Here is a 21,738-nt window from a genome sequence, read left to right as displayed (position 1 = left end):
GCCATCACCGCCGCGGTCCTGGTCGTGCTGCACCTCGAGCACGACCGCACCACATGACGCACAGTTACCGTCAAGCCGCTACAGAGAAGAGCTCATTGGCCCGGCGCAGCTCGCGCACTTCCTTCTCCAGCTCGGCCAGACGGACCGCGTCGTCGGTGCTGGTCCCGGGCCGGTCGCCGGCATCAATCTCGGCTTGGACGACCCAGTTGCGCAGTGTTTCTGGGTTGATTCCGAGCTGGCCGCCGATGCGCTTCAACGCCCCGGTGCGGGTGGTGGGGTCGCGGCGGGCTTCCAGTGCGAGGCGGATGGCTCGCTCACGTAACTCGTCGGGGTACTTCCTGGGGGCAGCCATGGAGACCATCATCCTCTCGGAGGCGTTGATTGGAGGTCTCTATGAAACCCGGGCCTTGACACCACCTCGCTACAGCGGGCCATTGTTCGTCATGTGCGCGCCGGTCGGCACTGGCACAAGCGGACTGGGATGAAGTGGCTGGTGTCCTTGACGCGGGGGACGTGATCAGCGCTAGCGGCAGCCCGCGCACCGCGGGATGACCGTGCGTCTCAGAGTCGTGACTTGGGCGTACAGCTCTGGAGCGGGTGACCCTCGGCGTCCAGCGCAGTGATCAGCGGTGCCCGTGAGGAGGACCAGACGACGACCGCGTTGCCGTGGGCTGCTACCGGCACGATCCGCCCAGTGACCTCAAGGGCTGCGACCTGCGGGCTGCAGCGCAGTTCCACCTCACTGATCCACGGCTTGCGCCACCCGTGAGCTCCGCGAACTCCTCCAACACCGGCGTAGTGCAGGTGCTCACCGTCCGGGGTCGGGTCAGGTCGGGGAGCGAACAGGTCGTCTCCTGGGCCGCCACCACCTCCCAGGTAGGTCCAGGTGCCCTGGTGGCGCTGGAAGAGGTAGGTGCAGCTCTCCACGTAGCCCACGCTGCGTCGGGCGATGAGGGTGCAGGCCACGTCGCCGTCGGCGTCTAGGGCTAGGACGGCTGAGCGGCGGCGTCGGCTCAGCCGTGCAGGCGCGGTGGGCAAACCCTCGGCCAAGGCCGTGAGACTGTCCTGTACAAGATCACGGGCCATCTGCCGAGCCTAGGTGGACATCGGAGCGCGATGTGGCTCGCGCTTCACGGCCACTCGGTCCTCGACAAGACCGCGACGTCGCCGGCGGCCGAGACCTCGCACCATCCGCGGGATGACCGTGCGTTTCGCGCACCGCGGGATGACCGGTAGGTCCTCGTCCTTCACGGCTGGCACGGCTTGCTTCTCGTGCCATGCCCATCGGCCGGCGGCAGCACCGATGCTCATGGCATGCACCCAGCGTTCACCATCACGTTGCACAGGATCGCGGTGGTTGTCGATTTGTCGGAGCAACGTCCGGTTCACCCGGTGCGCGGTGTCGCGCCTGCCACTTCCCGAGGAGCCCTCGTGACCGAGCCCGCCCCCACTCTCCCCACGTCCACGTCCGGGTCGCTGCGACGGCGCGCCGTCCTGACCGGCGCCGCCGGCGTCGGACTGGTCACCGCCACCGCGTGGCCGGCCCTCGCGTCCCAGAGCTCTCCCGCGGCCAAGCCCCGGACCCTCGCGTCGAGCATCGGTCGTCTGGGCGACCCCTTCACCCTGGGCGTCGCCTCTGGTGAACCCACCGCCGACGGGTTCGTGCTGTGGACGCGCCTGGCGCCCTACCCGTACGCCGCCGATGGGCGTGGCGGCATGCCCGACCGCGACGTGGCCGTGGAGTGGGAACTGGCCGACGACGAGGACTTCCGGCGCGTCGTGCGCAGCGGGCGCACCCGTGCGATCTCGGCCCTGGGGCACAGCGTGCACGTGGAGCTGACGGGACTGCCCGCGGGCCGGGAATTCTTCTACCGCTTCCGGCTGGCCGGGCAGGGCGGGACGATCTCTCCGGTGGGCCTGACCCGCACCGCCCCGGCCGCGACCTCCTCCAGCCGGGCGCTGACCATGGCGTTCGCTTCGTGCGCGCAGTACGAGCACGGCTGGTTCACCGCCTACCGGCGCCTGGCCGAGGAGGAACCGGACGTGGTGCTCTTCCTGGGCGACTACATCTACGAGTACACCGCCAACGACTACGTGTCCCCGTCGGGCAACAACGTCCGCGACCACATGGGCCCGGAGACCAGGACCCTCGGCGACTACCGGCTGCGCCACGCCCAGTACAAGGCCGACCCCGACCTGCAGGCCGCGCACGCGGTGGCTCCGTGGATCGTGACGTGGGACGACCACGAGGTGGAGAACAACTACGCCGGGCTGATCGCCGAGGAGCAGGACCCGTACCCCACGGTGCAGGAGTTCACCGCCCGGCGTGCCGCGGCCTACCAGGCGTACTACGAGAACATGCCGCTGCGCGCCGCGGCCCGGCCCCGTGGAGCCGACATGCAGCTGTACCGCCGCCTGGAGTGGGGCGCGCTGGCCAGCTTCCACGTGCTCGACACCCGCCAGTACCGCGACGACCAGCCCGGCGGGGACACCTTCCCCACCAGCGGCCCCGAACGCGACCAACCCCAGCGGTCCATCATGGGCGCCGCGCAGGAGAAGTGGCTGCTCGACGGGATGCAGTCCTCGGCCGCGACGTGGAACGTCATCGCCCAGCAGGTCATGTTCCACGAGCACGACTACGTGCCCGGCCTCGACCGCGGGTTCAACCCCGACTCCTGGGACGGGTACACCGCCAACCGTCAGCGCCTGCTGGACGGGTTCGTCGACCGCGGGGTCGACAACCCCGTCGTCTTGTCCGGCGACGTCCACAAGCACTACGCCGCCGACCTGGCCCGCTTCGCCGACGACCAGAACTCCGTTCCGGTGGGGGTCGAGCTGGTCTGCACGTCCATCACCTCCGGCGGCGACGGCGGCGACGCCTACGCCACCCGGGACAGCGAGCTGGCCGACAACCCGGACCTGAAGCTGGCGAACAACCAGCGCGGGTACGTCGTGGCCCGCCTGGACCGGCGTGAGCTGCGCGCCGACTTCCAAGTGCTGGACCAGGTCTCCCAGCCCGGCTCGGCGGTCAGCACCCGCGCCAGCTTCGTCGTCGACGCGGGCCGGCCTGGGCTGCAGGAAGCCTGAGTCGGACTCACGATCCGAGCGACGGTGGGCGCGGGCGCTGGCACCATGCACCCGCGCACTGCGGGATGACCGTGCGCCCGCGCACCGCGGGATGACCGTGACGTCGCGGTCACTTAAGTGCAAGCGTGGGAACCGATCGGCTTGGTGGTGCGGGAGCTGTCTGTCGAGGATCGGAGATGCACGTGTCCGGTGAAGCCCAGCCGCCCCTGCCCCACGCAGTGCTGCAGGCTCTCGAGGCGTCGGTCGCCGGGGACGAGATCACCGAGGCGTGGTCGCGCTCGGGCAGCCGCGGCGGCGACTCCCTGGCTCACTCGTGGGCTCCGGTGACCGAGGTGCGGCTGCGCCTGGTGACGGGCTTCCCCGTCCTGCGGTTGCTGCCGCGCGCGGTCGCCGGCCGGCGCGAGGTGCTGGCCGTCCCGGGACGGGACGGCGAACCGTTCTTCGACGCCGACGAGCGCGGCAGGCCCTCGACCTCGGTCTTCGCCGTCTTCCACCTGCCGCCAGAGCTGGACTGGCGCCACGCCGCCGCGTCGTCCGTGCTGCGGGAGGAGGTCACCTGCCTCTACGCGCAACTGCCCTCGGCCGGCCGGCCGTGGCCGCAGTCCGTGGCCCAGCGCCTGGACCGCTTCGATGCCGACGGTTCCCCGCGCTCTTCAGTGACCGGCGACTTCACAGTCGTCGAGGTGGACGGGACCAGCGTCGGCGTCCAGGTCGACCGCAGCGGGGTGGCGTGCCTGGGGTGGTCGATCCATCGGCCCTTCGGGGGCGCGGGTCAGGTGTGGAACATGACGATGTTGACGCGGGGATCGGCGGCGGAGGCGGTGCAGGTGGTGCGGGAGGCCGGTCTGCTGCGGTGAGCGAGAACTGCTCGAGGGCGGTACGGGAGGCTGATCGAGCTGCTCGATGACCGCTTGGTCGTCGCCATGACCGCGACGTTCGTGACCGTGATGTCGAGGCGGCGCGGGTGAACCGCCGGCGTCTCCGCTGGTGCTCCCCGCCCGGCCGAAGCTCTCCGCTGGCCGGGGCATCCACCACCGGCCGCAGGCACGACCGTCACCGATGAGGGGTCACGCCCCGCCGTTGAGCGCCGTCGTCGTCAGGGCGGCGGCCTCGACGCCGTGGGCCTTGAGCACCTCGGTGTAGCGACCGGCGGCGATGGACTCCTGCAGCGCGCGCTGGACGGCGTCGCGCAGGGCCGTGCGGTCCTTGGCGATGCCGAACCCGTAGGGAGCGGGCTGCAGCGGCTTGCCGGCCAGGACGGTCTGCCCACCGGACGCGGTGACCAGGTCGGCGGCGGACGGGTAGTCCTCGACCCCGAAGTCCGCGCGGCCCGCGGCGACCTCGGCGGCGCTCTGGCCGTTCGGGACCTCGCGGACGGTGATGGGTGGTTTGCCCGCAGCCGTGCAGAGGCCGGACTGGGCCACGACGAGGTCGCCGTTCGTCGTGCCGGAGTTCACGGCCGCCGTCCGCCCGCACCAGGTGCCGGGGCCGTCGAGACCGTGCGGGTTCCCGCCTGCGGCGATGGCCTGGCTGCCGGCGATGAAGTAGTCGACGAAGTCGACCTGCTCCTGGCGCGAGGCGCGGTCCGTCATCGACGAGGCGATGAGGTCGGCCTTGTGCGCGGACACGGTGTCGATGAGGTCGTCGAACCCCACCTGCACGAAGACGACCTTCAACCCCATGCGGTGGGCGAGGTCGGCGACGAGGTCGATGTCGGCGCCGACGAACTCGCTGCCCTTCATCGACTCCATCGGGGCGTAGGTGGCGTCCGTCGCGACCGTCAGGGTGCCGGGGGTGACGAGCGGGAGGGCCGCCGCCGCCGCGGGGGTGGTCGCGGCGCTGTCCCCCGCGCAGCCGGCGAGGCCCGCGAGCACCGTCGCGGCGAGCGCCGCGGTGAGGGCGACGCGGGAGCGGGACGTGGGCACGGATCCTCCAGGAGTGGCGACAGCGGGACCTCGTGGGTCCACCCCTCCCATCGGCACGAGCCCGCCACGACTGGACCGTTCCACCCCGGCCGACGTCAGGTCAGCGGTTTGGCGAGGCAGTGGTGGGCGTAGGGGTCGTCGGTGAACCGCTCCGTCGGGGTGAACCCGTGCCGGGCGTAGAGGCGGCGCGCCTCGACGAGGTCGTCACGGGTCTCCAGGCGCAGCACGGCCAGCCCGAGCCGGCGCGCCTCCTCCTCGACGGCCACCAGGAGGCGGGTCCCGAGACCCTGCCCGCGGGCCGCGGCGGCGACGTGCAGCCGCGTGAGCTCACCGACGTCACCGACCACCCGCAGCCCGGCGCAGCCGAGGACGGCCTCCCCGCGCCGGGCGAGCAGGAACAGGCCGTGCGGTGGGGCGAGCCGGTCGTCGCCCGCGCCCGCGACGAGGTCGTCGACCTCGACCCGCGTCGCCGGACGGCCGTACCAGCGCGTGACGATGTCGTCGTAGTAGGCGCGCAGCGCGGCCCGGGCGGGGACCGACGCAGGGTCGACGACGACGACGTCGACCGACGCGTTCCCCTCCACCGGACGATCGTGGCACCCGGCCGGCAAGTGGAGCCGTGGAGGGCCGCCCCGGTCAGGCCCGGCGGGGCTGCGGGGCTCGGGACGTGCGGTGGCTCTCGGCGTAGTCCAGGACGTCCTCGAGCCGCACCCGCCGGTGCGTTCCGGGTTTCGTGTAGGGCAGCGCGCCGGACTCCAGCAGCCGGACCATCGTCGGCCGGCTGACCCCGAGGACGTCGGCCGCCTCCTGCGTCGTGAGCAGCGCCTCGTGCGGGGTGAGCGTCACGGCCTCGCCGTGGGCGAGGGCGGTCACGGTCTCGCGCAGGGCGTGCGCGAGTTCCGGCGGCAACGGGGCGCCGCGCCGGCCCACCTTGAGGGACAGGAGCGCCTCGGGCTGCGCGGCGAGGAGTTCTGCGAGTTCAGCGAGACCATCGAGGCCGGGTCGGACGGTGACCTCGGCGCCGTGGCAGGCGACGGACGACGACACCCTCCGACCGTAGCAGGGTTCCCCTTCGAATCGAACAGAACGAAAATCTGCGTTACTCTGTGCGGACCGACCTGCCCCCGATTCGTGAGGACCGGCCGTGCTGACACTGCTGCTCGTCCACGCTGTCGCCGCCGTCTTCGCCGTGCCTCTGGTGAGGTGGCTGGACCGGCGCGCGTTCACCCTGCTCGCCCTCGCCCCCGCGGCCACCACGGTCTGGGCCGCGTTCCAGGGCCCCGCGGTGCTGCGTGGCGAGACCCCCGAGGTCGTCGTCCCCTGGGTCCCCTCCCTCGGCGCCGAACTCGCCTTCCGCCTCGACCCGCTGTCGTGGGTCCTGACGTTGCTCGTCGGCGGGGTGGGGGCGCTCGTCCTCTTCTACTGCGGCAGCTACTTCCACGCCAAGGACCCCGGGTCGGCGCGGTTCGCCGCCGTCCTCACCGCGTTCACGGGCGCCATGACCGGACTCGTGCTGGCCGACGACCTCGTCCAGCTCTACGTGTTCTGGGAACTCACGACGGTGTTCTCGTACCTGCTCATCGGGTACGACGCGCACAAGCGCTCCGCACGACGCGCCGCGACGCAGGCCCTCGTCGTCACGACGTTCGGCGGGCTGGCCATGCTGGTGGGGCTGATCGTCATCGGACAGCGGGCCGGGACCTACCGGTTTTCGGAGGTCCTGGAGAACTTCCCCACGGGTCCGGCCGTGACGGTCGCCGTCGTCCTGCTGCTCGTCGGCGCGATCTCGAAGTCCGCCCTCGTGCCGTTCCACTTCTGGTTGCCGGCCGCGATGGCCGCCCCCACCCCCGTCAGCGCCTACCTGCACGCCGCCGCGATGGTGAAGGCCGGGATCTACCTCGTCGCCCGGTTCGCGCCCGTGGGTGCGCAACTGCCGGAGTGGCAGACGACGGTGCTCGTGCTCGGGCTCACGACGATGGTCCTCGGCGGGTACCGCTCACTGCGCCAGCACGACGTCAAGCTGCTCCTCGCGTTCGGCACCGTCAGCCAGCTCGGGTTCCTCACGGTCCTCGTCGGGGCCGGCACCGCGGCCGCCACCACCGCGGGCATCGCCCTGCTCGTGGCCCACGCGACGTTCAAGTCGGCCCTGTTCCTCGTCGTCGGCATCGTCGACCACCAGACCGGCACGCGCGACCTGCGCGAACTGTCCGGGCTCGGCCGGCGGATGCCGTTGCTCGCCGTCGTCGGGACCGTCGCGGCGGCCTCCATGGCCGGGGTCCCCGTCGCGGCGGGTTTCGTCGCCAAGGAGGCCGCGTACGCGGCGTTCCTGCACGACCCGGTCGTGCTCGGCGTCCTCGTCCTCGGCTCGGTCCTCACGGCCGCCTACTCGGCACGCTTCGTGTGGGGGACGTTCTGGCGCAAGGCCGGCGTGCCCGACACCACGGCAACCCCGCCGTCGGCCGGGTTCGTCGCCGCCCCGCTCGTGCTCGCCGCCGTGACGCTGCTGGCGGGCCCGCTCGCCCCGCTCGTCGACCGCCCCGCGGCGCTCGTCGCGCACGACCTGCCCGGCGAGGCCGAGCACCTCGCGCTGTGGCACGGGTTCTCCCTGCCGCTGCTGCTCACCGTCGTGACGTTCGCGCTGGCGGCCGTCCTCGTCGTCGCCAAGGAACGGGTCGAGGGGCTGCAGGCGCGCGGCCCCGCCGTCCCCGGCGCCGACCGCGGGTACCGCCGGACGGTCCGCGCCGTCGACCGCATCGCCGTCGAGGTCACCGGTGCCACCCAGCGTGGTTCGCTGCCGATCTACCTCGCCTCGATCCTGCTCGTCGTCGTGGCCGTCCCCGGCGGTGCGCTGCTGTGGACGCGGCCCTGGCCCAGCGACGTCGTCCTCTACGACAACGTCGGGCAGGTCCTCGTCGGGATCGTCGTCGTCACGGCCGCCGTCCTCACCGTGCGGGCCCGTCGCCGGCTGCGGGCCGTGATGCTCGCGGGCGTCACGGGGTACGGCGTCACGCTGCTGTTCGTCCTGCACGCCGGACCCGACCTCGCCCTGACGCAGGCGCTCGCCGAGACCATCACGCTCGTCGTGTTCGTGCTCGCGCTGCGGCGGCTGCCCCCGTTCTTCTCCTCGCGTCCGCTCGTCGGCACGCGCTGGGTGCGCATCGCGATCGGCGTCGCCGTCGGCACCTGCACGTCGCTGTTCGCCCTCGTGGCCTCCGGGGCCCGCGTCGCCGTCCCGGTCTCGATCGACCTGCCCGACCTCGCGTACTCCTTCGGCGGCGGCAAGAACGTCGTCAACGTGACGCTCGTCGACGCCCGCGCCTGGGACACGATGGGCGAGATCTCGGTGCTGCTCGTCGCGGCCACCGGTGTCGCGAGCCTCGTGTTCCGGCGCCGGATGGGCTCGATCGACCAGGCGTTCGCCGCCCACACCGACCCGCAGCAGCAGGACGCGCCCCAGCGGTCGCGGGCGCAGAGCTGGCTGCCCGCCGGCAGCACGGTCGACCCCGAACGCCGCTCCGTCGTCTTCGAGGTCGTCACGCGGCTGACGTTCCACGCGATCCTCGTGCTGTCGGTCTACCTCGTGTTCTCCGGCCACAACCAGCCCGGCGGCGGGTTCGCCGGCGGGCTCGTCGCGGGGCTCGCGCTCGTCGTGCGCTACCTCGCAGGTGGCCGGTACGAGTTCAACACCGCCGTCCCGATCAACGCGGGCTGGCTGCTCGGCAGCGGCCTGTTCCTGTCCGCGGGCACCGGCCTGGTGGGGATCCTCATCGGCCAGGACGTCCTGCAGACCGCGATCATCCAGTTCGACGTCGTGCTCCTCGGTCACGTGAAGCTCGTGACCTCCCTGTTCTTCGACGTCGGTGTCTACCTGCTCGTCGTCGGCCTCGTCGTCGACGTCATCCGCAGCCTGGGTGCCGAGGTCGACCGCCAGATCGAGGAGGAGGTCTCCCGGTGAGCCCCAACCTGACGCTCGTGGTGATCTCCGGCGTGCTCGTCGCCTGCGGGGTCTCGCTCCTGCTCGAACGCACGCTGACGCGGGTCATCGTCGGCGTCGTCCTGCTCGGCAACGGGATCAACATCCTCTTCCTCGTCGCCAGCGGACGGCCCGGTCGCGCGCCCATCCTCAGCGGCGGCACGACCGCCGAGACGATGAGCGACCCGCTGCCGCAGGCCATGGTCCTCACGGCCATCGTCATCACGCTCGGGATGGTCGCGTTCGTGCTGGCCCTGGCCTACCGGAGCTGGCAGATCGACGGCCACGACGAGGTCCAGGACGACGTCGAGGACCGCCGGATCGTGCGGCGGGCCGAACTCGACGAGACGTCCGCCAGCTACGACGACGACACGCACGAGACGAGCGACGAGGAAGGGGAGGGGATCAGCCGGTGAACCTGTTCGACGGGAACGACTGGCCCCGCGTCCTGCTCCCGCTGCCCGTCGTCCTGCCGCTGTTCGCGGCCGGTCTGACCCTCGCGCTGGCCCGCCGTCCGCGCGCCCAGCGCACCATCAGCGTCACCGCGTTGAGCATCGTGGTCGCGGCCACCATCGCGATGCTCGTCCTCACCGACCGCGGCAACGGGACGTACTCCATCGCCGTCGGCGGCTGGCCCTCGCGCCTCGGGATCCCGCTGGTCGCCGACCGCCTCTCCACGCTCATGCTCGTCGTGAGTTCCGTCGTCACGCTCGCCGTCCTGCTGTACTCCCTCGCGCAGGGCGTCGCCGACGGCGAGGAGGGGACGCCGGTCTCGATCTACCACCCGACCTACCTCGTGCTGTCCGCCGGCGTCTCGAACGCGTTCCTGTCCGGGGACCTGTTCAACCTCTACGTCGGGTTCGAGATCCTGCTGGCCGCCAGCTACATCCTGCTGACGCTCGGCGGGACGAAGGCGCGCGTGCGGGCGGGCACGACGTACGTCGTCGTCAGCCTGCTGTCGTCGATGGTGTTCCTCACCGCGATCGCCCTCGTCTACATGGCGACCGGGACCGTGAACATGGCCGAACTGTCCGTCCGGCTGCGCGAGGTCGACCCCGACGTCCAGCTCGTCCTGCACCTGCTGCTGCTCGTGGGGTTCGGCATCAAGGCCGCGGTGTTCCCGCTCTCGGCCTGGCTCCCGGACTCCTACCCGACGGCCCCGGCACCCGTCACGGCCGTGTTCGCCGGGTTGCTGACGAAGGTCGGCGTCTACGCGATCATCCGCACCGAGACGCTGCTGTTCCCCGGCGGGCAGGCGGGCGACCTGCTGCTGTGGGTGGCGCTCGCGACGATGGTCGTCGGGATCCTCGGGGCCGTCGCCCAGAACGACGTCAAACGTCTGCTGTCGTTCACCCTCGTCAGCCACATCGGGTACATGGTGTTCGGGATCGCGCTCGGGACCGCGGCCGGTCTGTCGGGGGCGGTGTTCTACGTCGCGCACCACATCACCGTGCAGACGACGCTGTTCCTCGTGACCGGACTCGTCGAGCGCTACGCGGGCAGCACGTCCCTCGACGCGCTCGGCTCGCTGGCCAAACGCACGCCCGTGCTCGCCGTGCTGTTCTTCGTCCCCGCGATGAACCTCGCCGGCATCCCGCCGTTCTCGGGGTTCCTCGGCAAGCTCGGGCTGCTGCAGGCCGGCGTCGACGTCGGCACCTGGCCCGCGTACGTCCTCGTCGCCGGGGGTGTCGTCACGAGCCTGCTGACGCTCTACGCGATCGCCAAGGTGTGGAACCGCGCGTTCTGGCAGGAACCCCAGGAGCACACCGACCGCGACGAGGTCGCCGGGCTCGCCACGGCGACGCAGATCGGGGTCCGCACGCCGCTGGGCATGCTCGCCCCGACCGCGGCCCTCGTCGTGGTGGGCGTCGGCATCACCGTCATCGCCGGTCCCCTCTTCGGCATCAGCGACCGGGCCGCGCAGGACCTGCTCGACCGCTCGCCGTACGTGGACACCGTCCTGCAGGGCGGGGCCTCCGGCGGCGCGACGGAGGTGCCCCGGTGAACGCCAAGGTGCTCTCGCTGCGCGAACGCGTCAGCCTGCCCATGCTCGTCTGGCTCGTCGTGCTGTGGCTGCTGCTGTGGGGCGACCTGTCCTGGGCGAACGTCCTGTCCGGGACGCTGCTGGCCCTGCTCGTGACGATCGTGCTGCCGCTGCCGACCGTCTCCTTCGGGGTCCGGATCCGGCCGGTGCGCATCGTGCTGCTGCTCGGCCGGTTCCTCGTCGACCTGTTCGCCGCGAGCGCCCAGGTGGCGTGGCTCGCGGTCCGGCCGGGGCGGCAACCGCGCAACTCCGTCGTGCGCGTCCCCCTGCACAGCGGGTCCGACCTCTTCGTGACGATGACGGCCGAGCTCGTCTCGCTCGTGCCGGGATCGGTCGTCGTGGAGATCGGCGCGCCGTCCGCCCGGGGCGGGCAGGGGTCCATCTACATCCACGCGCTCGGCGTCGACAGCGCCGAGGGCCGGGAGCGCACGCGCCGCGAGGTGCTGCTGACCGAACGGCGCCTCATGCGGACGTTCGCCACCCCGCAGGCGTACGCCGAGTACCTCGACCGCTGCCGGGCCGACGGCTCGGACGCCCTGTGCGGAGGGAACCGCCCGTGAACCCCGTCGTCATCGCCCTGTGCCTGGGCATGCTGACCGTGGCGGCGCTGCTGGCCCTGCTGCGGGTCGCGAAGGGTCCCACCATGCTCGACCGCGTCATCGCGCTCGACGTCATCGTCGCGGTCGTCGTCATCGGGCTCTGCGTCGAGGCCGCGGCCAACCGCCACGCCACGACGCTGCCCGTCATCGTGGTGCTGGCCCTCGTCGGATTCGTGGGGTCGGTGAGCGTGGCGCGGTACGCGTCCAAGGAGAGCGACGAGGAGAGGGGCAAGCGCTGATGGACTGGGGAACGGTCGGGACCGTCGTCGGCTCGGCGGCGCTGCTGCTGGGGTGCCTGCTGACGCTCGTCGCCGCGATCGGGCTGCTGCGGCTGTCCGACGTGCTGGCCCGCATGCACACGACGGCCAAACCGCAGGTCCTGGGCGTCGTGCTGTCGCTCGTGGCCGTCGCGATCGCACTTCAGCGGACCACGGACGTGGCCACGCTCGTCGCCATCGCCGCGTTCCAGCTGCTCACCGTGCCCGTCGCGGCGCACATGGTCGGCCGGGCCGCCTACCGCACGGGCCAGGTCGACGCGTCGATGCTCGACCACGACGACCTGGCCGAGAAGCTGGCCGAGGAGGAGCGTTCGGGGGGATGACCCTGGCGCCGGAGGCTGCGGAACCGTAACGTTGCGTGAGTGTCCAGCCAGGGCACGCACTCGGCCGAGGAGCGGACCGTAACCCACCACGAGGCCATCGCGCCGGACGTGACCCCCGTCGAACGCCGGCTGCTCGAACTCGTGGCCGCCGGCCGTCCGCTCGTCGCCGCCGGCGCCGAACTCGCGCTCGACGTCCGCGGGGTCATCGCGACCGTCACCGGGCTGCGCGACCGCTTCGGGGTGCGCAGCACGGCCGCCGCCGTGCGCCGCGCCCACGCCGCCGGGCTCATCGGCGCACCGGCCGTCCAGACCCGCCTCAGCTGACGGGGCGGGTCACTCCCCCTCGCGCGAGCGCCGGACCCGCCAGGCGGCGAGGAAGTACGCCGCTCCCGCGGTGAAGACGACCGCCGCCAGCCAGGCCAGCGGGCTGCCGTCGGTGACGACCACACCCCACGACAGCACAGCCACCAGGGCGTACAGCAGCCCCGAACGCCTCGACTGCTCCAGCGTCTTCGTCGCCCGCCACCAGGGTTGTCTCGCCACGCCCCCATTGTGCCGGGGTTCCGGCGGCGCCCCTCACACCAGTGGTGCCAGCAGGTCCCGGACGGGGCCGACGTGGCGCACCAGCCCGAGCACCGTGAGGGCCGGGAACACCAGGTACTGCAGCAGCGGCTCCGGCCCGCGGCCCGCGTCGAAGAGGCGCAGCCCGACCGTGCGGGGCCGGCGGCGGGCCCACGACGTCAACGGCACGGGGATGCCGTCCGTCGTGAGGGCGTCGCCCGCGACGTGGACGAGGACCCCGCCCGCGACGGCCCACGGCAGCCACGGCAGGTGCACCCCGTGGTCGGTCAGCCACCACGCCCCCGCCGCGGACAGCGCGAGGTTGCCGACCGCCGTCTTCTCCGCGTCGCCGGGGACGAGCTGGGCGACGGCGTGCAACGCCAGACCGATGCCCAGCGCCAGGACGGCGAGCGCCGTCCAGTGGTTGCGGGCCGCGAGCGCCGCCAGACCCCCGAAGACGACGGGGGCGACGAGGGCGTCGTGGGTGCCGCCGCGGTGCCGGCGCGCGAGGACGCCGATGAGGCGGGAGAGCCAGCGCGTCGGCGGCCCCCACATCGATCCGGCCGTCGAACCCTTCTGGTCCAGGTCGGGCAGGTAGGCGAAGCCGCCCCACGCCACGACCCACGCGAGCTGCTCGAGGGGTCGGTCGATGCCGAGGTGCGTGGCGGCGACGCCGAGGGTCAGGGCCCCCACCGCCAACCCGCTGGCGGCGTGCGCCGGGCCCATCACGGTGTGTCGTCCTCCCAGGTCAGAGGCCTGGAGGGTAGCGCGGGCCCGGCTCGGGGGTGTCGGATCGTTGGACCCCTGCTGTCGTTCATCGAAAGCGAGGTGCCAACGATCCGACCCCGCGGAGCGCAGGGGGAGGGGTCAGACGGCGTAGCGCAGGAGCGCGCCGATCCCGTCGGTCATCGACAGCAGCGGCTCCTCGCCGTCCTCCTCCGGGCGCGGGGCGAGCTCGATCTCGGCGTCGGAGGCGGCGAGGGCGCGGACGAGGGCGGCGTCGGCGCGCACCTGCACGACGTCGGTGACGCCGAGGACGTCGAGGTCCTCGCGCGTCGTCGCGACCTCCAGCGGGCCCGGACCGGTCCACAGCCGTTCGGTGGAGGTCGGGTCGTCGACGAGCAGGAGCGTGCGCACCTGCCCGGCGCGCAGCGCGGAGACGACGGGGTCGAGCCCTTCGACGGCCCGGCCCTGCCGGCCCCGCTCCTGGGCGAACTCGTCGACGACGGCCTGGCGGCGGCGGGTGCGGACGGCGTCGAGCGCGGCGGTGACGTTGGCCTCGAACGCCTTCTCGCGGGTGCCGGCGGCGCGGCCCCCGCCCTTGACCTCGCACACGAGCGGCGCGAGGGCGGCGGGCGTCCTGTCCTTCAGCGACGCCATCGCCTTGGGGTCGCCGGTGACGAGGACGACGTCGGGACGTTCGCGGCGGACGAGGTCGGCGAGGTCGGCGGCGACCGCGGCGGCGTTGTGGTCCCAGGAGTCCTGGACGGTCCGCTGGTAGCGGTGCTCGGCCCGGTTGTCACCGGACCCCTTGTGCAGCAGGTCGTGACCGCCTTCGACGGTCCGCGTCTGCCGCCCCACGACGGCGCCCGTGCGGGCCACGGTGACGTCGGCACCGGCGCGGTCGAGCTCGACGAGGACGTACCGGACGTCGTCGGCCATCGACCGGACGAGCGGCATGAGGTGGGCCACGGGCCCGGTCGTCGCCTCCTCCCGCTCCGGCGGTGCGGCGAGGACGAGGTCGAGCTGCAGTCCCGTGGCGGTGGCGACGAGCGCGCGGCCGACGTGACCGCCCACGCCCGTCGGTTCCGTGGCGACGGCGTCGAGGGCGGCGAGCGCCGGTTCCGGGGCACCCTGGCCGGCGAGGGCCGAGCGGGCCTGGAGCCAGCGCTGGTCGATGTCGTGCGCGCTGGCCCGTTCCCGGGTCGCGTCCACGTAGACGGAGACGGAGGGCCCCGGGTCCAGGGCCACGTCCTTGAGCCAGGTCAGCTTCACGAGAACTCCCTCGTCGACGGCGTTGCTGTCCGCTCTTGCCTGTCACCCACAGTGCAGGACGCCCGAGGGATCACGCGACTCGGTTTCCCACCGGCCCTTCGTACACCCAGCGACCCCCGACGCGGGAGAAGGCGGAGTCCTCGTGCTGGACCCCGCGCCGCCCCGCCCGCCGGTAGTGCGCCTCGAACTCGACGGTGCCGGTGTCGTCGAAGGGGCTGCCGCGGCCCGTGCCCAGCACGACGAGCCGACGCCACTGGACGTCCGGGTCGAGGTCGAGCTCGCCGGGACGCGTCGCCGGGTGCCAGCTGCGCAGGAGGTGCTCGACGTCGCCGAGGACGAACGCCGCGTAGCGCGAGCGCATGAGCGCCTCGGCCGTCGGCGCGTCCCCACCACCGCCGGTGAGGTAACGGCCGCAGCAGCCGGCGAGGGGTTCTCCCCAGCCGCAGGGGCACGGGAGGTCGGTCACCTCGGGCGAGGCGGTCGGAGCGGGCACCCTCGGATCATGCCCGAGGGGGACGGTGGTGGGCGTCAGCCCCGGGACCGGGCGCAGCGGCGCGCCTGCCGCAGGAAGGCCAGCGCGGCGAGCGCGAACGCGACCGCGGGCAGGTAGGCGAGGTCCCCGTCCCCGCTGAACGCCTGGACCCACTGGGGCACCGAGATCGCGGCGAAGGCCACCGCCAGGGCGATCCACGTGCCCGGTGTCCGCGCCCAGGCTGCCTGCTCCGTGCTGCGTCGCTGTGTCATGGACCCACCGTGTGCACGACGACGCACCGAGCGTCATCCGCCGTCCGTCGGAGGACCCGGTCCGACGGACGACCCTGAGCCCCTCCCGCCTCATCTTCTAGAAGATGGCGACGATGGAGTCACGTGCCCCTCATCAGGTTCTTCTGCGACATGCGCGTCGTCCCCCGGATGCTGAGCGGCTTCGCCGTCGTCTGCGCGCTGCTGGTCGGCGTCGCCGTCGTCGGAGTCGTCCAGGTCGGAACGGCGCAGTCGCGCCTTCAGGACATGTACACCTCCACGGTGGCCTCGGCCAGCGCCCTGGGGCAGGTCGGCACGACGTTCAAGCAGTCCAACAAGGACCTGCCCGACCTGGCCCTGGCCGCCGACGCCGACGCGCGGACGAAGGTGCAGGCCCAGACCGCCCTGGACGACACCGCGGTCGACGACGCCTGGAAGGCGTACCTGGCGTCCGACCCGGGCTCGACCGCCGCAGAACGCACCGCCTTCGAGACGGACCTCGCGTCCTGGCGCACCGCCCGCGAGACCCTGACGCGGCTGGCCCTGGCCGGGGACACCGCCGGTTTCATCGCCGCCCGTCCGACGACGACGGTCCCCCTCAGCACCAAGGTCTCCGCCGACTTGGCGACGCTCGTCGACACCGAGGACGGGATCGCCGCCGCCAGCGCCGCCGCCGGCCGGCGGGCCTACCGCCACTCGCTGCTCCTCCTCGGGGGCCTGAGCACGGCAGCGCTCCTGCTGGCGGCGACGATCGCGGTGCTGCTGGGGAAGAGCATCGCGCTCCCGCTGTCGCTGGTCGTCCCGGTCATCAAGGGCCTGGCCGAAGGTCGTCTGGACCAGCGGGTCAAGGTCCTGTCCACGTGCGAACTGGGCCAGATGGCCGTGGCCACGAACGCCTCGCTCGAGCGGCTGGCCGGCCTGATGCGGGAGGTCAACGCCAACGCCGCCACGCTGTCGTCCTCCTCGGAGGAACTGACCGCGGTCGCGACGCAGCTGTCCTCCGGGGCCCAACAGTCCGCGGAGCAGTCCGCGCAGGTGGCCGCCGCCACGGAGGAGATCTCCACCAACATCACCACGGTCGCCGCTGCCGGGGAGGAGATGAGTGCGGCGATCCGCGAGATCGCCACCTCCACCGCGGACGCCTCCGCGGTCGCCGCTGCCGCCGTGACCGACGCCGGCACCGCTCGCGACACCCTGGAACGGTTGTCCGCCTCCTCCCGGGAGATCGGCGAGGTGGTCAAGCTCATCACCTCCATCGCCGAGCAGACCAACCTCCTGGCCCTGAACGCCACCATCGAGGCCGCCCGGGCCGGGGAGATGGGCAAGGGCTTCGCCGTCGTCGCCGGCGAGGTCAAGGAACTGGCCCAGCAGACCGCCCGCGCCACCGAGGACATCACCAGCCGGGTCGCGGCCACCCAGGAGGACGCGCACGCCGCGGCCGCGGCCATCGGGCAGATCGGGGACGTCATCACCCGCATCGACGGTCTGCAGGCCACCATCGCCGCCGCCGTCGAGCAGCAGTCGGCCACCACCGCCGAGATGGTCCGCAACGTCACCGAGGTCTCCTCCGGCAGCCGTCAGATCGCGGGGAACGTCGGCGGCATCGCCACCGCCGCGGAGCAGACCACGGCCAGCGCCACCCACACGGCGACCACCGCCGGCGAGGTGTCCCACGTCGCCGCGGACCTGAACCGTCTGGTGTCCGCCTTCACCCTCTGACGGCTCGGCGGGTCGGGGACCTCAGCCGCCGCCTCCCGGCGGCGCCGTCGTCGCCCGCACGACGAGCCGGGGCGCGACGAGCTGCAGGTCGGCCGGGGCGTCGGGGTCCTCGAGCCGGTCGAGCAGGCGCCGGGCCGCGAGCCTGCCGACCTCGTGGGCGGCGTTGTCGACGCTGGTGAGGGAGACGGCGCGCAGCCGGGCGATCGACGTGTCGTCGTAGCCGACGACGGACAGCGCGGCCGGCACCTCGACGCGCAGGTCCGCCGCCGCCGCGAGCACGCCGACGGCGGCCGCGTCGTTCGCGGCGACCACGGCGGTCGGGGGGTCGGGGCGGGTCAGCAGGGCCCGGCCCGCGCGGTGACCGGCGTCCTCGGTCATCGGGCCCGTCTCGACGAGGACCTCGGCTCCCCCGGCGCGGGCGGCGTCCTCGAAGGCGCGCCGGCGCAGGTCGCCGACGGGTCCGGTGCCCGCGACGTGGGCCAGGCGCCGGTGCCCGAGCCCGAGGAGGTGCTCGACCGCGAGGCGGATCCCGGTCCCGTCGTCGCCGGCCACGACGTCGACGGCGAAGGGGTCGCCGGCGGCCACGCGGGTGCCCGCCAGGACGGTCGGGACCTCGGCGGAGACCTCGGCGACGAGGGCCAGGTCGGGCAGGGTGCCGATGACGACGAGGCCGTCGACGCGCAGGTCGGCGAAGGTGCGGGGGGCCTCCGGCTCGCTGCGCGCCTCGGCGAGGACCGGTCGCAGACCCGCCGCGTGCAGGACGGGGCGCAGGCCCTCGAGGACGTCCACGAACCACGGGTTGCGCAGGTCGTCGAGGACCAGGCCGATCGCGCGGGTGCGGCCCTGGGCGAGGCTGCGGGCGGTGGGGTCGGGCCGGTAGCCGAGCTCGGCCATGGCGGCGAGCACCGCGGCGCGCCGTTCGGGCGAGACCTTGGGGCTGTCCTGCAGGACGAGGGAGACGAGCGACTTGGAGACCCCCGCTCGGGCGGCGACGCTGCGGATCGTCGGTCGGGTCACGCGCGCGTCGCCTCCTTGACAGTCGGGGTCCTCGCCGACGATCGTAGTCGTCGTTGGACCGGTCCAACAGACTCGACGAGGAGGATCCCGTGACCGACCTGCACCTCGGCCTGGCCGGCGTCGGACGCATCGGCGCGATGCACGCCCGCACGCTCGTGACGACCCCCGGCGTCGGCCGCGTCACCGTCGCCGACGTCGACGCGACCCGCGCCCGGGAGGTCGCCACCGAGGTGGGGGCCGACGCCGCGGCCGACGTCGAGGCCCTGCTGGCCGCCGGCATCGACGGGCTCGTCGTCGCCACCGGCACCGCCCAGCACCCCGACCTCATCCGCGCCGGCGTCGAGGCCGGCGTCCCCGTGCTCTGCGAGAAGCCCGTCGCCCCCGACGTCGCGCTGTCCCTGCCGGTCCTGGAGTTCGTCGCCCGCCACGACGGCGTCGTCCGCATCGCCCACCAGCGCCGCTACGACCCCGGCTACCGCGAGGCCCGGCGCGCGTACGCCGCCGGGGAGCTCGGTTGGCTGCACGCGATCCGGGCGACGACCTGCGACGTGGCGCCCCCGCCGGTGTCCTTCCTCGCCACCTCCGGCGGGCTGTTCCGCGACTGCAGCGTCCACGACTTCGACGTCATCCGGTGGATCACCGGCCGCGAGGTCGTCGAGGTGTACGCTCGCGGCAGCAACAACGGCGACCCCGCGATCGGTGAGGTCGGCGACGTCGACTCGGCGCTCGCGGTGTGCACGCTCGACGACGGCACCCTGGCCGTGGTCACCGCGTCCCGCTACAACGGCGCCGGCCACGACGTGCGGCTGGAGCTGCAGGGGTCGAAGGGTTCGCTCGTCGTCGGCCTCGACGACCGCAGCGCGCTGCGCTCGGCCGAACCCGGCGTCGTCTTCCCGGCGGGTCCGCCGTTCACGACGTTCGCGGAACGGTTCGCCGAGGCGTACCGGGCCGAGGTCGCGGCCTTCGCCGGCCTCGTGCGCGGCGAGGCGGACGAGCTGTGCCGCCCCGAGGACGCCGTCGCCGCGTCGAAGGTGGCCGACGCGGCGCAGGAGTCGCTGCTGTCCGGGGTGCCCGTCCGCGTCGGCGTCTGGCCCCGTCCCCCTCGCGGAGGACACTCTTTCCGCCCTCGGAACACGTGTTCTGAGGGCGGAAAGGGTGTTTTCCGCCCGACGGGGTAACGGACCGGGAGGGGTTGCCGTGGGGTCAGGCGCAGATGCTGTCGGTGGCGACGCGGGCGGTGATCGTCGGGGTCGGCGTGGCCGCCACCGGCGTGCCCGTCACCCGGGACCGCACGTCGCTCACGGTCACGCTCGGTGAGGCGACCTCGACGACGATGTTCTTGCCGAGCGAGGGGTCGAGCTGGGTCTTCGCCCCGCCGAGGGCCGCCGCGACCGTGTTCGCCGAGTCCTGCCGGTCGGTCCCGTACCGGACGAGGACGTCCGCGCCCGGGTCGGTGGCCTGACCGTCGCCGGTGCCGCCGGAGACGAACCCGACGGACGTCAGCGCCTTGGACAGCGTCCCCGCCGCGCCGGCGGTGCCGCCGACGTTGAGCACCTGGACGGAGATCTTCGAGGGCGCCACCAGCAGTTCCGAGCTCGTGCCGGGGTCGGCGGTCGGGGACGCCGTCGGCGTCGCCGAGGCCGGACCCGCGGTGTCGGTGCGGACCTGCTGCCACAGCGCGGCCGCCGCCGGGGTCCACTGCACCCGGTTCGGGTTCGCCGGGTACGGCTCGGTCGGCACGGTGACGAACTGCACCCCGTCGGCCGGCATCTTCTGCAGCGACTGCGCCAGCGACGCGATCTCGGACAGGTTCGCCAGGCCCGGGTCGGTCGTCACCGACTTCGTCGCCGCGTCGAGGAACGAGTAGAGCTTGTCCGGGCGGGTGAGGATCGCCGAGCTCGTGACCTTCTGGACCATCGAGCTCATGAGCGCCTGCTGGCGGCCGATGCGCGAGATGTCCGACCCGTCGCCGATGTGGCGGACGCGGGCGTAGGCCAGCGCCGTGGCGCCGTCGACGTCGTCGTGGGTGCCCGCGGTCAGGTGGAGGTTGGAGTCCTTGTCGTTGATCGCGTCCGGCGTGCAGATCGTGACCCCGCCGAGGGCGTCGATCATCGAGCGGAACCCGCTGAAGTCGATGACGACGTAGTGGTCGATCGGCACCTGGGTGAGCGTCTGGACCGTGTTGACGGTGCAGGCCGCGCCGCCGATCGAGAAGGCCGAGTTGAACATCCCCTTCTGCGGCTTCGTCGTCGAGCCGTCCGGCAGCTTGCACGCCGGGATCTGCACGACGGAGTCGCGCGGGATGCTCACCATCGTGGCGCTCTTGCGGTCCGCGGCCAGGTGCACCAGCAGCGTCGTGTCCGAGCGCGCCCCCGGGTCGGCCTTCGCGCCGCCGTACTCGTTCCCCGTGCCGTCGGACAGGTCACGGGTGTCGCTGCCCATGACGAGGATGTTGACGGCGTCCTGACCGGTCGTCGGGTCCGTCTTCGACTCGTCCGAGGGGCGGGTGCCGAGCAGGTTGTTGATGTCCTGCGCGTTGATGTTGCCCTGGAGCTTGTAGTACGCGTACACACCGCCACCGGTGGCGACGACCGCCAGGACGACGGCCGCGATCAGGAACCCGCGGAGGACCTTGAAGGCCGTGCCGTGCGCGTGGTCGGAGTGACGGCCACGCGCGCGGCGACCGGCCCCGGGGACCTCGTGGGGCGCCGGATCAGTGGAAGTGGGCACGCTGTCACGGTACGGCCGCGGAGGCCGTGACCTGGAGCGGAGTCGTCAACGTTGCGCAGCGTGTGCGCGAGCCCTTCACAGAGGCGTGCTCAGCTCGCGTTCGTGACGTCCCGCTGGAAGTCGCGCGCGCACTGCTCGATCGCCGTCTGGTTCCCGTTGGCGGCCGCGACGCACTGCGCGTAGTCCTGGCCACCGTTGTTGAGGAACCACGCACCGGCGAAGATCCAGACGACCGAGAGGGCGATGCTCGCGACGAGGGCGATGACGTTGACGACGACGGCCGCCGTGGCGGTCCCACCGTTGGTCGCTTGGCCCCGCTTGAACCGCCGACGACCGGAGATCCCGAGGATGAGCCCGACGATCGCCAGGACGACACCGATGAAGATGAAGGAGGTGAGCAGGGCGAGGATGCCGAGGACGAGCGCGACGACGGCCAGCCCGTTGCGGGGCTTGGTGCGGCCGTGCTCTCCGTACTCGCCGTAACCGGTCGGCGGGGCGTACTCACTGGACATGCTGTGCGTCCTCCCAGGTCGGTGGAGGCAAAGCGTCCCAGGAAAGCGGGATCACTGCCCGTCGACGGTTCCGTCGTTGATCGCCAGGTGGTCGGCGATCGCGGGGAAGACGACGGTGAAGCAGAACAGCACGACCCCGGCTGCCACGAGCAGGCTGATGAGCACCCGCACCCACCACGGTCCGGGCAGGACCCGCCACCACCACGCGTACACCTGTCGCCTCCGGTCCTGGGT

General features: G+C 72.8%; 25 protein-coding genes. 11 read left to right on the top strand and 14 right to left on the bottom strand.

Annotated elements, in window-relative coordinates; all coding sequences use genetic code 11:
• Positions 1 to 70 precede the first annotated feature (70 nt).
• Entirely contained in the window at positions 71 to 352 is a 282-nt protein-coding gene (locus tag AB0637_RS21775) for a transposase (protein ID WP_366174789.1), read from the bottom strand.
• A 209-nt stretch (positions 353 to 561) separates the two neighbouring features.
• Complete coding sequence (locus AB0637_RS21770; RefSeq protein ID WP_366174788.1) at positions 562 to 1,086, bottom strand: hypothetical protein; 525 nt, start codon at positions 1,084 to 1,086, stop codon at positions 562 to 564.
• A gap of 345 nt (positions 1,087 to 1,431) precedes the next feature.
• Between AB0637_RS21770 and AB0637_RS21765 the strand changes: the two genes are divergently transcribed.
• The gene (locus AB0637_RS21765) at positions 1,432 to 3,087 is read left to right on the top strand and encodes an alkaline phosphatase D family protein (RefSeq protein WP_366174787.1); all 1,656 of its coding nucleotides are present in this window, start codon (positions 1,432 to 1,434) and stop codon (positions 3,085 to 3,087) included.
• Positions 3,088 to 3,263: 176 nt separating this feature from the next.
• Positions 3,264 to 3,944: a hypothetical protein gene (locus AB0637_RS21760; protein ID WP_366174786.1), complete on the top strand. Its 681-nt coding sequence runs from the start codon at positions 3,264 to 3,266 to the stop codon at positions 3,942 to 3,944.
• A 210-nt stretch (positions 3,945 to 4,154) separates the two neighbouring features.
• Here AB0637_RS21760 and AB0637_RS21755 read toward each other — a convergent pair whose 3' ends face one another.
• The 3 genes from AB0637_RS21755 to AB0637_RS21745 all read right to left on the bottom strand — a co-directional run bounded on the left by AB0637_RS21755 (position 4,155) and on the right by AB0637_RS21745 (position 6,059).
• Entirely contained in the window at positions 4,155 to 5,012 is an 858-nt protein-coding gene (locus AB0637_RS21755; RefSeq protein ID WP_366174785.1) for an ABC transporter substrate-binding protein, read from the bottom strand.
• Between the two features lie 95 nt (positions 5,013 to 5,107).
• Positions 5,108 to 5,596, bottom strand: coding sequence for a GNAT family N-acetyltransferase (locus tag AB0637_RS21750; protein ID WP_366174784.1), 489 nt, complete (start codon positions 5,594 to 5,596; stop codon positions 5,108 to 5,110).
• Positions 5,597 to 5,648: 52 nt separating this feature from the next.
• Positions 5,649 to 6,059, bottom strand: a complete 411-nt coding sequence (locus AB0637_RS21745; RefSeq protein WP_366174783.1) for a helix-turn-helix domain-containing protein — start codon at positions 6,057 to 6,059, stop codon at positions 5,649 to 5,651.
• A 97-nt stretch (positions 6,060 to 6,156) separates the two neighbouring features.
• On the opposite strand from AB0637_RS21745, the gene AB0637_RS21740 reads away from it, so the two are divergent.
• The 7 genes from AB0637_RS21740 to AB0637_RS21710 are packed head-to-tail and all read left to right on the top strand — an operon-like array spanning position 6,157 to position 12,553.
• A complete protein-coding gene (locus AB0637_RS21740) occupies positions 6,157 to 8,967 on the top strand; it encodes a Na+/H+ antiporter subunit A (RefSeq protein WP_366174782.1) in 2,811 nt (936 codons plus the stop codon).
• Complete coding sequence (locus tag AB0637_RS21735) at positions 8,964 to 9,401, top strand: Na(+)/H(+) antiporter subunit C (RefSeq protein WP_366174781.1); 438 nt, start codon at positions 8,964 to 8,966, stop codon at positions 9,399 to 9,401. The genes AB0637_RS21740 and AB0637_RS21735 overlap by 4 nt, the downstream gene beginning before the upstream one ends.
• Positions 9,398 to 10,990: a Na+/H+ antiporter subunit D gene (locus tag AB0637_RS21730; RefSeq protein WP_366174780.1), complete on the top strand. Its 1,593-nt coding sequence runs from the start codon at positions 9,398 to 9,400 to the stop codon at positions 10,988 to 10,990. Before AB0637_RS21735 ends, AB0637_RS21730 begins: the two co-directional genes overlap by 4 nt.
• Complete coding sequence (locus tag AB0637_RS21725; protein ID WP_366174779.1) at positions 10,987 to 11,589, top strand: Na+/H+ antiporter subunit E; 603 nt, start codon at positions 10,987 to 10,989, stop codon at positions 11,587 to 11,589. Before AB0637_RS21730 ends, AB0637_RS21725 begins: the two co-directional genes overlap by 4 nt.
• A complete protein-coding gene (locus AB0637_RS21720; RefSeq protein ID WP_366174778.1) occupies positions 11,586 to 11,867 on the top strand; it encodes a monovalent cation/H+ antiporter complex subunit F in 282 nt (93 codons plus the stop codon). Before AB0637_RS21725 ends, AB0637_RS21720 begins: the two co-directional genes overlap by 4 nt.
• A complete protein-coding gene (gene mnhG / locus AB0637_RS21715) occupies positions 11,867 to 12,229 on the top strand; it encodes a monovalent cation/H(+) antiporter subunit G (protein ID WP_366174777.1) in 363 nt (120 codons plus the stop codon). The genes AB0637_RS21720 and mnhG overlap by 1 nt, the downstream gene beginning before the upstream one ends.
• Positions 12,230 to 12,268: 39 nt before the next feature.
• Positions 12,269 to 12,553, top strand: a complete 285-nt coding sequence (locus AB0637_RS21710) for a hypothetical protein (protein ID WP_366174776.1) — start codon at positions 12,269 to 12,271, stop codon at positions 12,551 to 12,553.
• A gap of 9 nt (positions 12,554 to 12,562) precedes the next feature.
• Here AB0637_RS21710 and AB0637_RS21705 read toward each other — a convergent pair whose 3' ends face one another.
• The 5 genes from AB0637_RS21705 to AB0637_RS21685 all read right to left on the bottom strand — a co-directional run bounded on the left by AB0637_RS21705 (position 12,563) and on the right by AB0637_RS21685 (position 15,529).
• Positions 12,563 to 12,772 (bottom strand): hypothetical protein, encoded by a 210-nt coding sequence (locus AB0637_RS21705; protein WP_366174775.1) that lies wholly within the window; start codon positions 12,770 to 12,772, stop codon positions 12,563 to 12,565.
• Between the two features lie 33 nt (positions 12,773 to 12,805).
• A complete protein-coding gene (locus tag AB0637_RS21700) occupies positions 12,806 to 13,516 on the bottom strand; it encodes a metal-dependent hydrolase (protein ID WP_366174774.1) in 711 nt (236 codons plus the stop codon).
• 141 nt (positions 13,517 to 13,657) lie between these two features.
• Entirely contained in the window at positions 13,658 to 14,785 is a 1,128-nt protein-coding gene (locus AB0637_RS21695; RefSeq protein WP_366174773.1) for a Vms1/Ankzf1 family peptidyl-tRNA hydrolase, read from the bottom strand.
• Between the two features lie 70 nt (positions 14,786 to 14,855).
• Entirely contained in the window at positions 14,856 to 15,278 is a 423-nt protein-coding gene (locus AB0637_RS21690; protein ID WP_366174772.1) for a YchJ family metal-binding protein, read from the bottom strand.
• A gap of 35 nt (positions 15,279 to 15,313) precedes the next feature.
• The gene (locus tag AB0637_RS21685) at positions 15,314 to 15,529 is read right to left on the bottom strand and encodes a hypothetical protein (protein WP_366174771.1); all 216 of its coding nucleotides are present in this window, start codon (positions 15,527 to 15,529) and stop codon (positions 15,314 to 15,316) included.
• 123 nt (positions 15,530 to 15,652) lie between these two features.
• On the opposite strand from AB0637_RS21685, the gene AB0637_RS21680 reads away from it, so the two are divergent.
• Complete coding sequence (locus AB0637_RS21680) at positions 15,653 to 17,245, top strand: methyl-accepting chemotaxis protein (RefSeq protein WP_366174770.1); 1,593 nt, start codon at positions 15,653 to 15,655, stop codon at positions 17,243 to 17,245.
• Between the two features lie 21 nt (positions 17,246 to 17,266).
• Here AB0637_RS21680 and AB0637_RS21675 read toward each other — a convergent pair whose 3' ends face one another.
• Positions 17,267 to 18,262, bottom strand: coding sequence for a LacI family DNA-binding transcriptional regulator (locus tag AB0637_RS21675; RefSeq protein WP_366174769.1), 996 nt, complete (start codon positions 18,260 to 18,262; stop codon positions 17,267 to 17,269).
• Between the two features lie 89 nt (positions 18,263 to 18,351).
• On the opposite strand from AB0637_RS21675, the gene AB0637_RS21670 reads away from it, so the two are divergent.
• Positions 18,352 to 19,440: a Gfo/Idh/MocA family oxidoreductase gene (locus AB0637_RS21670; RefSeq protein ID WP_366174768.1), complete on the top strand. Its 1,089-nt coding sequence runs from the start codon at positions 18,352 to 18,354 to the stop codon at positions 19,438 to 19,440.
• A gap of 25 nt (positions 19,441 to 19,465) precedes the next feature.
• Here AB0637_RS21670 and AB0637_RS21665 read toward each other — a convergent pair whose 3' ends face one another.
• The 3 genes from AB0637_RS21665 to AB0637_RS21655 form a co-directional block, all read right to left on the bottom strand.
• Positions 19,466 to 20,992, bottom strand: coding sequence for an LCP family protein (locus AB0637_RS21665; protein WP_366174767.1), 1,527 nt, complete (start codon positions 20,990 to 20,992; stop codon positions 19,466 to 19,468).
• An 89-nt stretch (positions 20,993 to 21,081) separates the two neighbouring features.
• Positions 21,082 to 21,504 (bottom strand): DUF4190 domain-containing protein, encoded by a 423-nt coding sequence (locus AB0637_RS21660; RefSeq protein ID WP_366174766.1) that lies wholly within the window; start codon positions 21,502 to 21,504, stop codon positions 21,082 to 21,084.
• Between the two features lie 51 nt (positions 21,505 to 21,555).
• Positions 21,556 to 21,717 (bottom strand): hypothetical protein, encoded by a 162-nt coding sequence (locus AB0637_RS21655; RefSeq protein WP_366174765.1) that lies wholly within the window; start codon positions 21,715 to 21,717, stop codon positions 21,556 to 21,558.
• Positions 21,718 to 21,738 lie beyond the last annotated feature (21 nt).

This window comes from Kineococcus sp. NPDC059986, assembly GCF_040702905.1.
Lineage (GTDB): Bacteria > Actinomycetota > Actinomycetes > Actinomycetales > Kineococcaceae > Kineococcus.
The sequence above is the reverse complement of the archived record's forward strand: the minus strand, read 5'-3'. Positions and strand labels throughout refer to the sequence as shown.

Bases quoted from the DNA above. Each gene is read 5' to 3' on its own strand.
- AB0637_RS21760 (WP_366174786.1), top strand. From the start codon at position 3,264: ATGCACGTGTCCGGTGAAGCCCAGCCGCCCCTGCCCCACGCAGTGCTG.
- AB0637_RS21775 (WP_366174789.1), bottom strand. From the start codon at position 352: ATGGCTGCCCCCAGGAAGTACCCCGACGAGTTACGTGAGCGAGCCATC.
- mnhG (WP_366174777.1), top strand. From the start codon at position 11,867: ATGGACTGGGGAACGGTCGGGACCGTCGTCGGCTCGGCGGCGCTGCTG.
- AB0637_RS21770 (WP_366174788.1), bottom strand. From the start codon at position 1,086: ATGGCCCGTGATCTTGTACAGGACAGTCTCACGGCCTTGGCCGAGGGT.
- AB0637_RS21660 (WP_366174766.1), bottom strand. From the start codon at position 21,504: ATGTCCAGTGAGTACGCCCCGCCGACCGGTTACGGCGAGTACGGAGAG.
- AB0637_RS21685 (WP_366174771.1), bottom strand. From the start codon at position 15,529: ATGACACAGCGACGCAGCACGGAGCAGGCAGCCTGGGCGCGGACACCG.
- AB0637_RS21700 (WP_366174774.1), bottom strand. From the start codon at position 13,516: ATGGGCCCGGCGCACGCCGCCAGCGGGTTGGCGGTGGGGGCCCTGACC.